Origin of the sequence: Rhizobium sp. RM, from assembly GCF_013390595.1 — a bacterium.
GTDB lineage: Bacteria > Pseudomonadota > Alphaproteobacteria > Rhizobiales > Rhizobiaceae > Agrobacterium.
Genome location: NZ_JACAWV010000022.1, coordinates 24,409 through 35,378, shown reverse-complemented (window position 1 = coordinate 35,378; position 10,970 = coordinate 24,409). Strand labels below are relative to the sequence as shown.

Annotated in this window: 12 protein-coding genes; 7 read left to right on the top strand and 5 right to left on the bottom strand. The window is 62.0% G+C overall.

Features of this window, described 5'->3' with window-relative positions:
- The first annotated feature begins 16 nt into the window (after positions 1-16).
- From HWX89_RS16610 to HWX89_RS16595, 4 genes are all read left to right on the top strand, one after another.
- The gene (locus HWX89_RS16610; protein ID WP_138795036.1) at positions 17-1,501 is read left to right on the top strand and encodes an efflux transporter outer membrane subunit; all 1,485 of its coding nucleotides are present in this window, start codon (positions 17-19) and stop codon (positions 1,499-1,501) included.
- The gene (locus HWX89_RS16605) at positions 1,498-2,703 is read left to right on the top strand and encodes a multidrug effflux MFS transporter (RefSeq protein ID WP_138795037.1); all 1,206 of its coding nucleotides are present in this window, start codon (positions 1,498-1,500) and stop codon (positions 2,701-2,703) included. The genes HWX89_RS16610 and HWX89_RS16605 overlap by 4 nt, the downstream gene beginning before the upstream one ends.
- Before the next feature lies 1 nt (position 2,704).
- Positions 2,705-2,914, top strand: coding sequence for a hypothetical protein (locus HWX89_RS16600; protein WP_138795038.1), 210 nt, complete (start codon positions 2,705-2,707; stop codon positions 2,912-2,914).
- A 325-nt stretch (positions 2,915-3,239) separates the two neighbouring features.
- A complete protein-coding gene (locus HWX89_RS16595; protein WP_178340806.1) occupies positions 3,240-3,443 on the top strand; it encodes a DUF4287 domain-containing protein in 204 nt (67 codons plus the stop codon).
- 38 nt (positions 3,444-3,481) lie between these two features.
- Here HWX89_RS16595 and HWX89_RS16590 read toward each other — a convergent pair whose 3' ends face one another.
- Together HWX89_RS16590 and HWX89_RS16585 are read right to left on the bottom strand one after the other, a co-directional pair.
- A complete protein-coding gene (locus HWX89_RS16590; protein ID WP_138795040.1) occupies positions 3,482-4,264 on the bottom strand; it encodes a class I SAM-dependent methyltransferase in 783 nt (260 codons plus the stop codon).
- A 150-nt stretch (positions 4,265-4,414) separates the two neighbouring features.
- Positions 4,415-4,774 carry a MerR family transcriptional regulator gene (locus HWX89_RS16585; protein WP_138795041.1) on the bottom strand — a complete coding sequence of 120 codons (360 nt, stop codon included), beginning with the start codon at positions 4,772-4,774 and terminating at the stop codon, positions 4,415-4,417.
- An 83-nt stretch (positions 4,775-4,857) separates the two neighbouring features.
- Here HWX89_RS16585 and HWX89_RS16580 point away from each other — a divergent pair, with 83 nt between their 5' ends.
- Complete coding sequence (locus HWX89_RS16580) at positions 4,858-5,670, top strand: aminotransferase class IV family protein (protein ID WP_138795042.1); 813 nt, start codon at positions 4,858-4,860, stop codon at positions 5,668-5,670.
- A 157-nt stretch (positions 5,671-5,827) separates the two neighbouring features.
- Positions 5,828-6,166, top strand: coding sequence for a hypothetical protein (locus HWX89_RS16575; RefSeq protein ID WP_178340805.1), 339 nt, complete (start codon positions 5,828-5,830; stop codon positions 6,164-6,166).
- Positions 6,167-6,187: 21 nt separating this feature from the next.
- On the opposite strand, the gene HWX89_RS16570 is transcribed toward HWX89_RS16575, so the two are convergent.
- The gene (locus HWX89_RS16570) at positions 6,188-7,318 is read right to left on the bottom strand and encodes a citrate synthase family protein (protein WP_138795043.1); all 1,131 of its coding nucleotides are present in this window, start codon (positions 7,316-7,318) and stop codon (positions 6,188-6,190) included.
- Between the two features lie 91 nt (positions 7,319-7,409).
- Here HWX89_RS16570 and HWX89_RS16565 point away from each other — a divergent pair, with 91 nt between their 5' ends.
- Positions 7,410-8,735, top strand: a complete 1,326-nt coding sequence (locus HWX89_RS16565; RefSeq protein WP_353505697.1) for a CoA transferase — start codon at positions 7,410-7,412, stop codon at positions 8,733-8,735.
- A 341-nt stretch (positions 8,736-9,076) separates the two neighbouring features.
- Here the strand turns inward: HWX89_RS16565 and HWX89_RS16560 are convergent, their stop codons facing one another.
- Together HWX89_RS16560 and HWX89_RS16555 are read right to left on the bottom strand one after the other, a co-directional pair.
- Positions 9,077-9,337 carry a hypothetical protein gene (locus HWX89_RS16560; RefSeq protein ID WP_138795045.1) on the bottom strand — a complete coding sequence of 87 codons (261 nt, stop codon included), beginning with the start codon at positions 9,335-9,337 and terminating at the stop codon, positions 9,077-9,079.
- A gap of 85 nt (positions 9,338-9,422) precedes the next feature.
- Positions 9,423-10,946, bottom strand: a complete 1,524-nt coding sequence (locus HWX89_RS16555; protein ID WP_138795046.1) for a D-alanyl-D-alanine carboxypeptidase family protein — start codon at positions 10,944-10,946, stop codon at positions 9,423-9,425.
- Positions 10,947-10,970: the final 24 nt, after the last annotated feature.

Here is a 10,970-nt window from a genome sequence, read left to right as displayed (position 1 = left end):
CGTAAGGAACGCTCATTTGCTCAATCCAACCTTCAAGCGCGGTCTTGCGACCTGCGTTAAGGCCTCCTCTGCGTCCATTTTGGCAGTTCTGCTTGCCGGATGCGTTGTCGGCCCTGACTACCAGAAGCCCAATCTTGTTGTGCCCGCCAGCTGGGGGGGCGGCGCGAAAGCCGGGGCGGCGGCGAAGAAACCAAACCTGACGGAGTGGTGGCGCCAGCTCAACGATCCCTTGCTGAACACGCTCGTCGCGCAGGCGGTGGACGGTAATCTGGATGTCGCCAGTGCAAAGGCCCGCATTCGCGAAGCCCGCGCCACCTATCGCCAGCAGACGGGGGCTTTCTACCCGAGCGTCAACGGTTCCGCGTCCGGCACGCGCAACCGCACGGCCAGCTCCGGTGAAACGGCCGTCTACAACCAGGCGCAGGCCGGGTTCGACGCAAGCTGGGAAATCGATCTGTTCGGCGGCAACCGGCGCTCGGCGGAAGCCGCGCGTTATGCGGCACAGGCGGCAGACGAAGATCTGGCGGATACGCTGGTGACACTGATCGGTGACGTCACGTCCTATTACGTTCAGGCGCGGCAATATCAGGCTCTGGTGGCGCTTTCCGAGCGCACCGCAAAATCGCAACGCCAGTCAGCCGTACTGACCCGCGACCAGGTGCAGGCTGGGGCTGCAACGGGCGTGGACAGCGCAACGGCTGAAGGGCAGGCGGCTTCGACCGAGGCGGATATTCCTTCCTACCGCATTTCCTACATGCAGTCGGTCAACCGTCTCGCCGTGCTGCTTGGCAAGGCACCGTCAGAGCTGCAGCCGCTGATGGCGAAGGCCGGCAAGATACCCTCGCCGAAAATGGCGGCCGGTATCGGCATTCCGGCCGATGTCGTGAGCGGACGTCCGGACGTACGCTCGGCAGAACGCGCGCTGGCGCAATACACCGCCAAGGTCGGCAAGGCGGAAGCCGACCGTTATCCGTCGATCAGCCTTACCGGCGATATCGCCACGACGGCGAGCAGCGTTTCCGACCTCGGCAAAAAGTCGACGATCAGCTGGGCATTCGGGCCAAGTCTTTCCATTCCGATCTTCCAGGGCGGTCAGTTGAAGGCTGCCGTGGATGTGGCGAAGGCGCAGCGCGACCAGTATTTCGTAGCTTACCAGTCGGCCGTGCTGTCGGCGATGGAGGACGTGGAAAATGCGGTCGTGGCGTTGACGCAGTCGCAGCAACGCCGCGCCAGACTGTCGGCCTCGGTGGCCGCCTACCGGAGAGCGGCCGAACTGTCGCGTCAGTTGAATGTCGATGGTGCGATCGACCGTCTGGACGTTCTCGAAGCCGAACGCTCGCTTTATTCGGCCGAGGAAGAGCTGATCTCGAGCCAGGCCAATATCGCCACCTATTACATTGCGCTTCACAAGGCGCTCGGTGGCGGCTGGACGGGCACGGTCGATGTCGAAAAACCGGCGGTGGTCGATCCGGCCAGCGGCCCTCGGGTGGCAATGCGATGACGATGGACACCGCGTCTCCCGCAACCTCCCGAGGCCATCTGGTCACCATACTGGTGCTCGGGGCGATGACAGCCGTCACGCCCTTGGCCACGGACATGTATCTGGCGGCGTTTCCGGCGATTGGCGCCGACCTTTCGGCCTCGGCCGGGCAGGTCCAGTTCAGCCTGTCGATCTTCTTCATCGGCATGGCGTTCGGCCAACTCATCTATGGCACGCTGATCGACCGGTTCGGGCGCAAACTGCCGTTGATGGCGGGTATGGCCGTCTTCACGCTCAGTTCGGTCGCAATGCCGTTTGCACCCGACATTGTCACCTTCAACGGGTTGCGTCTGCTGCAGGCGGTCGGGGCGTGCTCCGGCATGGTCATCGGCCGCGCCGCCATCAACGATCTGTTCGATGCCACCGAAGGCGCGCGGGTGCTCTCGCACATGATGCTGATCACCGGACTTGGGCCCATTCTGGCGCCGATCCTGGGCGGCTACATCCTGATCTCCTGGGGATGGCAGGCGATCTTTGTGGCGCTTGCCGCCATTGCCGCCGCCAGCCTGTTTGCGATCGGCTTTGCCTTTCGCGAAACGCTGCCGCCGGAAAAGCGCCAGCCGCAACGGATCGGCGAGACCGGCAGAACCTATCTCAAGCTGCTGAAGAACAGGCAGTTTGTTTTGTTCACCCTGGTCGGCTGCTTTGCGCTTGGCGGTCTCTTCGCCTTCATCACCGGATCGCCGCATGTGATGATGGACCTCTACGGCCTGTCGCAGCAAACCTATGGCTGGGTGTTCGCCGCCAACGCCGTGGCCATGGTCGTCGGCTCGCAGATCAACGGCTACCTCTTGCGTCGGCATCCGCTCGCGACCGTCCTGAAATATTCGCTGCTGCTGTTCGTCGTCACCGGTGCTGCAACGGTGGCGCTCTCGGGGGCGGCGGATCTCATCACCTTGATGATCCCGTTGACCCTGTGCCTTGCCAACGTGCCGGTCGTTGCCGCCAATTCCACGGCTCTCGCGATGGCGGCCTGCGGCAAGGATGCGGGCGCGGCATCGGGGATACTTGGCGTTCTGCAGTTCGGCATCGCCGGACTGGTCAGCGGCCTCGTCGGCATGATGGCGAACAACTCGCCGCTGCCGATGACCGTGGTCATAGCGGCGGCAGCTATGGCGGCGTTTGCGTGTTTTGCCGGATTTCAGAAAGACAGGAGAGTTTGAAATGAGACGTCTCACCCTCGCAATCACTTGCGTTGTCGCAACGGCCTTTGCCCTGCCGGCCATCGCCCAGGAACCGCCGCCGCGCCAGCCGGCCAAACAGGTCGAACGCGGCCCGTCGAAAAAGCCGAAACTTCACTGCAAGACGGTGCTGGTAAAAGCCAAAGACCGCTTCGGCCGGCCGATCACCAAGAAGGAAAAGGTCTGCCGATAGGCAAAACCTGACCCGAAAGACTGATCTGCGCCTTTTCAGGTGCGACACATCAAAACCCCGTGGCGCGATGGCGCTGCGGGGTTTTCTGTCTTGGCGATATCTATCTGGCCAATGCCTTCGCGCCGGGTTTCGCACTGGTGGCTTTTCGTTGAACGAGAATGATCCCGGCAATGGTCATGCCACCGCCGACCAGATGGTAGATGTGCAGGGTTTCGCTGAGGCTTCGGTTCTGAAGCAAATGCCGTCAATAGCATCCACGGGCGGTGACACCGCGTTCTTTCGTGCTATCACTTGTCGGAAGAACCGTTCATGTCTGGGAGGCATCATGACAACCACTCCGGTAAAGGGCCCCGCATCCTACTTTCCATCCATCGAAGCCAAATACGGGCGGCCGATTGCCGAGTGGAAAGAGCTGATCCGTGCCCAGAGCGGCAAGAAACACATGGAACTGGTCGCCTGGCTGAAACAGGAACACGGCATGGGCCATGGCCACGCCAACGCGCTGGTGGCGGATACGCTGCGGGAGTGAGAGGATAATCCCACCGCGACTTTCGCGTGGCAGGCGGCTTAAACCTGTCTGATCGTGCCCCATAGCACTTGCGAACGCACCGAAAAGCGCAGCGTCTGATCGGTGGCATGGGGCACCAGAATGTCGCGCAGCTCCGCATCGAACCGGGGCAACAGTTCGCCAAGCCGAGATGGCGCGAATGTGTCTCTGGAATGCTGGCAGAGAATGAAGTCTTCAATGCTCTGCTCGACCGGCTCCGAACTGAAAAACTCCGTACCCTCGATATGCAGGAATGCCTTGTAACGGGAGCGTTTTTCGTCTTTCCGGTCGTGGTCGAACTTCTCGCCCGTAGCGATGGGAACCCATTTCGCCAGAAACGATTGCCAGTCGTCAGCCCAGGCAGGCTCGAACGGCGTATCGCCCGTCACGATCGCGACTTTGTGGAGTTCGGATGCCAGCATCCTGAGCCGCGGAAACAGGCGGCTGTGATCCATCCAGTGAATACTTGCAGCGGCGACCATGAGGTCGAACCTGCCATCCGCCGCAGTGTCGTAATCTTCAGCAAGACCAGTAACCCATCGAATATTCGCCGCCGTCCCACCCTCGAGCCGCCGGGCCAGATCGATCATGGCTTCCGAAGGGTCAACAGCAACGACATCAGTGAAATGCCGGGCCAGGGGGCGGCTGATTTTACCGGTCCCGCACCCCAGATCCAGAAGGCAATTGCGATGCGGGGTAATGGACAGAAGCGTGTCGTACACGCCTTGCGGATAGGGAGGGCGGTGGATGTAATTCTCCACAACCAAGGGGTCTTCGAAGGATACTCCATGCCGCTCGATCATTCTCAGCTCCATATCTGTTCCAGCCGAGAACGGTTCTTTAGCCGCTGCTCGTGATCGACAGATGACGGATGTGCTGATCGTCAGATTTTTCCTGCCTTCAAGCTGACATCGCAGTAGCGACCGACTGGTTTCAGACAAGGCTCCCCACGCTCATTTCAGCCTTGTGTCGATCTCGCTCATCAGGTCGGAGAGGAGGGTGCGGCTTTCTGAGAGTGCGGCCATCTGCTGGTCGACGCCGTCGATGTGTTTTTGCAGGATGGCGCGCAGTTCGTCGCAGGGTTCGAATTCGTCGCGGCCGTCGAGGGAGCAGGGCAGGAATTGCTGGATGACCGGCAGTGTCATTCCGCAGGCGCCGAGCTTCCTGATCCTTGTGATCGTGGCAAGTTCTTCTGTGCCATAGTCGCGGTAGCCGGCGGCGGTTCGGCCGGGCGTCAGCAGGCCCTGTTCTTCATAATATCGCAGCATCCGGATGCTGATGCCGGTCCGCTCTGCCATGTCGCCAATCTTCATGATTTCACCCTTGACCCTAACAGCGCTGTCAGGGTCTATAGGATTTGCTCGTCAATGCAAACACATCTGAGGAGCAAGAGACTATGCAAGAACATCCTTCCTTCGTGACCATGCTGGATGGAAACGAGGCGACCGCGACGGATCTGTCGCCGCTGGCCTTTGCGGGCTTTGCCCATTTTACCGCAATGCAGGTTCGTGATGGCAAGGTGCGGGGGCTGGACCTGCATCTCACACGCCTTCGCACCGCCTCGATGGCAATTTTTGGCCGCGCGCGGAGCGATGCCGACATCAGCCGTTTTCTGCGCATGGCGGTTGCGGCCGGGCCGCAGAACCTTTCTCTGACCGCCACTGTATTTTCGCGGCATGGGGAGTTCACAGCGCAAGCGTCTTATGACGATCCGGCCATCTTGGTGCGGAGCTTTCCGGCATCGTCGGGTCCGGGCGGACCTGTCGCGCTGGATGTCGTTCACCACCAGAGGGCGCTTGCCAGCATCAAGCAGGTGGGTGAGCCGATGAAGACCTACTCGATGCGTCAGGCTGCGCGCAACGGTTTTGACGATGCCGTGTTTGTCGATCAACAGGGGCGTCTGGCCGAAGCCAGCATCTGGAATCTGGCATTCTGGGATGGGCAATCGGTGATATGGCCGAAGGCCGATATCCTGCACGGCGTCACCATGCAGATCGTCGAGCGACAGCTTGCGAAACTCGGCATCCGCTCCCGAACGGAAGACATCAGCCTTGCAGATGCCGAAAGCTTTGCCGGTGCCGCGCTGATGAATTCATGGACGCCCGGTGTCGCGATCCGCAGGATCGGCTCGTTTGAGATACCCGTATCGGACGCGTTCAACGCCATGCTTCATACCGCCTATCGGGCAGAACCGGCAGTGCGGATTTGAACGGGCGAAGGTTGCGAAGCGGGAAGGCAGATGGGGCAGGGTCGCGCCTCATGCCTGCATTGCGGCGACACCCGCACAGGCCACTCTGAAATTCCGTGACTGGTTTGCAGACTTGCGGTGTAAGCTTGGTGATCGTTGCAGACTGTGGAGGTGGTCCATGCCGCGTTTTCTAGCCGTTTACACCATGACGCCCGAAGACCTCGCGGCCTTTCGGCGGATGCCGAAATCCGAGCAGGATGCTGTCGATGCCGTCGGCGTCAAGGCATGGGCGGCGTGGGAGGAGAAAAACGCCGCGTCCATTCTGGATCGCGGCGGGATGGTGGGCAAGACGACGCGCGTTAGCAGAGATGGCATAGAGGCTGCGGTCAATCCGTTCTGCGGTTATCTGGTGGTTGAGGCAGAGAGCGCCGACGCCGCCGCAAGGCTTTTTCAGGACCACCCGCACATCACCGTCTTTCCCGGCGACGGCGTGGATATCATGCCCTTTGTCACCTGATGTCTTTGGTGAGTGACATGGCTACACGCTCCCGCGATAACGTGCGCGCGGGCGGATGATTTCGCCGGTTTGCTGTTGTTCGATGGCGTGGGCGATCCAGCCGATCAGTCTTCCGGTTGCGAAGATCGTGAAAGCGGCATCGTCGGGTAGTTTGTGCACAAGGCTCAAGGCGGCGAGGGCGGCGTCTATGTTGGGTGGAATGCCGAGTTCACTGGAGAGCGCCCAGACTGCGGCGACCGGGGATGCTGTCGCGCCGAGGCGGGCGAGGATGAGGCGTGCCCTTGGATCACCCTCCGGGTATAGCGGATGGCCGAAGCCGTAACCATAGGGTGACTGGTCGGCATGATCCTTGAGGAAGGCCTCTATTTCGCCGCTCTCCGTGGCTTGCAGCGCCACCCGCGCCAGCGTGGCGACACCGCCGTGGCGCGGGCCGCTGAGTGTGGCGAGACCGGAGAGCAGGGCAGCCGGAAGGCTTGCGCCCGTTGATGCGGCGATGCGCACGGCGAAGGTGGACGGGTTCAATTCGTGGTCGCTCAGCAGCACCAGGGCACGGCGCACATCGTCACAGCCGGATGCATCCAGACCCCAACTCTGCCCGAGACGCAGGTGGATCGGTCCCGATGCTGATTTACCGAGAAGGGCATTGGCGACAAGGGACATCAGCCTGCCGCCCTGTTTCGCAGCCGCATCCGGCTTCAGGTCCGGTGCTGCCGGCACCTCCCGGCTGAGAACCTCCAACGCGCGGCCGAGCGGACTGGGCAGGGATGACGCCACCTCGCTCTCCGGCGCATCGACCGCACTGACGGCCCACAGATGCGCGGCCATATCCTCAAGCGTGAAATGCTCCGCGCAGTGTTCAATCGACAGGCCGCGCAGCCAGAGCATGCCGTCGCGCACCTCCGAAATGGCGGTGGAAAGCAAGGGTTCGCCCCATCTGATCGCCTGTTCTGCAATCTCCGCGCGGGCGCGGGGACGTCGGTTCTGTTGCAGCAGGGCATCCACATCCGGGCGCGCATAAAGGCTGCGGCGCGCGTCCTCGGCATCCGCCTCAGCCCGCACCTGACCACGGCTGACATAGGCATAAAGCGTCTGCGGCTTGACGCCGAGCATCGCACAGGCCGTCTGGGCGTCGATCCAGTCAAGAGAATTCATATTGATTATATTGATCAAGATTTACAGCCGGTCAACTCGGCGGTCTCATGCGCCAATCATGCATTGAAGGCAGGCAGCGATGGAGGCGAAGGTGACGCAGGATTTCGACAGGGAGATCAACGAGGCGCTGGGGAGGGAATTTGCCCCTGCAACAGAGGTGTCACGCAGCGGTGACGGCGAATTGCCGTCGTGTTTCCGGGTGTCCGATCTGGCGGAGGCCTCGGTGCGCGCCGCCGCAAGCGAGCTTGCGGGACTGACAGGTGCGCGGGCGGTTTCGGTTGATCGCCGGTTATCGCTGATGTGGTTCAGCATGAGCCTTCGCCCTGCCGGCTGGAGCCTGCCGTCGATCTGGGACCCGATTGCCGGCGATTACCGCGCTGACGATGGCTGGATCAGGCTGCACACCAATGCGCCGCACCACCGCAACGCCGCGCTGCAGGTGCTGGACTGCGCCGGTGACAGGGAGAGCGTTTCAGGGGCGGTTGCGGCCCGGAACAAGGACGAGCTGGAAGCGGCGATCGTGGCGGCGGGCGGTGCGGCGGCCGCCATGCGCAGCCTGGAGGAATGGAGGACGCATCCGCAAGGGCAGGCAGTGTCGGCTGAGCCGCTGATCCAGTGGCGAGAGATCGGGCAGGGGCGCAGGATCACCGGTCTTGATGGCCTGCGGGTGCTGGACCTGACCCGCGTTCTGGCCGGGCCGGTGGCAACGCGGTTTCTGGCGGGTTTCGGTGCTGAGGTGCTGCGCATCGATCCGCCCGACTGGAACGAACCGGCCGTGGAACCGGAGGTGACGGTGGGCAAACGCCGCGCCGGGCTTGATCTGCACCGTGCCGATGACCGCCGCACCTTTGAAGCCCTTCTCTCAGAGGCCGATGTGCTGATGCATGGCTACCGCCCCGGTGCGCTGGAAAAGCTCGGTTATGGCGATGATGAGCGCCAGCGCCTGTCGCCCGGCCTGATCGATGTCTGCCTTGATGCCTATGGCTGGAGCGGGCCCTGGGCGGGCAGGCGTGGTTTCGACAGTCTGGTGCAGATGAGCTGCGGCATTGCAGATGAAGGCATGACGCGATCCGCTGGCGCGCAGCCGGTGCCGCTTCCGGTTCAGGCGCTTGACCATGCGACGGGCTATCTGATCGCCGCAGCCGTGCTGCGCGCCTTGCGCCATGCGCAGGCAACCGGAACGAGGTTTTCCGCCCGCCTGTCGCTTGCCAGAACCGCGGCCTTGCTGACGGGCGCCGGTGCCCGGCCATTTCAGGGATCGAAACTCGAGGACAGAGACGCCGATCTGGCTCCCGCTCTGGAACAAACATCCTGGGGACCGGCGAGGCGGCTGACCTTCCCGGTGCGCGTCGATGGCAAGGGACCAGAATGGGTGCTGCCGGCGGGCCTGCTGCGCATCGATGCGGCGCGCTGGTGAACACCCGGCGTCCTTCCTCCATCGACATGGCGAGAGCAGATCGCTTTCCCCTCTGGCTTTCCCGGCCGCATTTCGTCAGCACAGCCGAACGCGGCTTCCGCGCGGGAATTGGCGGATGCAAGCGCCTAGAGCGTGCCAGCGGCCACAAGTGGCTGCGCGTCGCCGTGCTTGCAAAACAACACCGCCGACCGCGACTACCTGATAACGGTGATAAGAACGCCTGACCGAGAAACGGGCCGGCAGGGCAGGTGCATCATGGCCAACCCGGCTGAAGAGACAAAAAAACCCGCGGAACCGATGGCGCCGCGGGGTTTTGTGATTCCTGTTCGGACAGTCGCGTTTCAGCGCAGCTTCATGTGAATGGGCGCGCGGCCGGAGCGGCCGGAAATGTGAAGATGGATCTTCGCTTCCGGCTGGTTGCTGCGCCATGCGCGGGCGCCGTGCGAAAGCAGCAGGTTGACCAGATCACGCGTCTTATGCCGGGAACGGTTGAGGCCGATATCGGCAATGCGCATTGCGGCCTCATGAATGGGGTGCAGAACGGAAAGGCTGCCCTGACCGTTGCCTGCTGCAATGTCCGAAAAATTCTCGTTGATTGCCATCTTTGAACGCCTCGTTACACAATACAAATTCGAGGGGATTTGAGCGGTGCCAAAACCTTGAGGCACCGCCCGTTCAGGGTGACGACTACTGTGCCGAGGCCCAGCAGCTTACGCCTTTCTTCTTCAACGCATTACACGCATTGACCGCAGCGTTCTGACCATCGAAGCCACCGAAGCGGGCGCGGTAGAACTGGGAGCCGTCCTTGTTGAAGGCGACGGTGAAGGGCTTGGCAGAGCGCAGTGCCGCGCCGCCTTTTTCCTGCGCCGACTGCAACAGGTTGCGGGCCGAGGTTTCGTCTGGCGAAGCGCCGATCTGGATGACCCAGCCGCTGGCCGGTGCTTCCATCTTCGGGGCAATGGCAGGCTTGGCTGCAGAGGCTGCAACGGACGCGGTGACGATGTTGTCGACCTTGGTGGAGTTGGTGATCAGGCTGCGATCCGGCGCAATCGGGGCGACTGGAACGGGTGCTTGCGTCTTTGCCTTCTGGCGGGTCGTTGCCATTTCCATGGCGTTGACAGCCGCGTTGGAAGACGAACCGGCAAAGGCGCTGACAGGTGCTTCATCGCCGTAACGGGCCTGTGGAACCGGGCCGGAGTGCGGCAGACCGCCAGCGGAGGCTGCGGCAACCGGTGCGGAAGGCACAGCGGCAGCAATGGCCACCGGTGCGGCTGGTGCAATCGGCTCTTCAATCGGCGCGGAACGCGTCTGGGCAATCAGGTTGGAGTTACCGCCACGCGAAGCCTGCGGCAGATAAGTGGCAACCAGCTTGCGCATGGTGGCATCACGGGCTGCGCTGGAACGGCCACCGAGAACAACGGCGACGATGGAGCGGCCATCAAGCTGTGCCGAGGTTGCAAGGTTGGAGCCTGCAGCGCGGGTGTAACCGGTCTTGATACCGTCAACGCCCTTGACCGTGCCAACCAGACGATTGTGGTTGCCGATGACCTGCTTGCCGAAGGTAAAGGTGCGGGTGTTGAAGTAACCGTAATATTGCGGGTAGTGCTGGCGAAGGGCGATACCGAGACGGGCCTGATCGCGTGCCGTGGTCATCTGCGCGGTGTTCGGCAGGCCATTGGCATTGCGGTAGGTCGTGCGTGTCATGCCGAGAGCACGTGCCTTGGCCGTCATCATGCGGGCGAAACGATCTTCCGATCCGCCGAGATATTCGCCAAGTGCCGTCGCCATATCGTTTGCAGAGCGGGTGACCAGCGCCAGAATGGCCTGTTCAACCGTGATGCTGCCACCGGCGCGAACGCCGAGCTTGGAAGGCGGCTCCTTTGCGGCATTGGCCGAAACCGGAACCTTGGAGTCGAGAGAGATACGACCCGAGCTCAACGCTTCAAACGTAAGATAAAGCGTCATCATCTTGGTCAGCGAGGCCGGATAGCGCAGACCGTCGGGGTCTTCGCCATACAGAACCTTGCCCGTTTTCGCATCGATGACGATGCCGGCATACTTCGGTTCTGCCTGTGCGGTCTGAACGGATGTTGCGGCCATGAACGCCGCAGCAAGGGTCAACGCAACGAACCTGACGAAAGACTTCACACCCGCTTTGCGCACATGTGCTCCAGATAGAATTTTCAACACCGCTGAACTCTTCAATCGCATATTCATAATCCGCTCGGACACGCC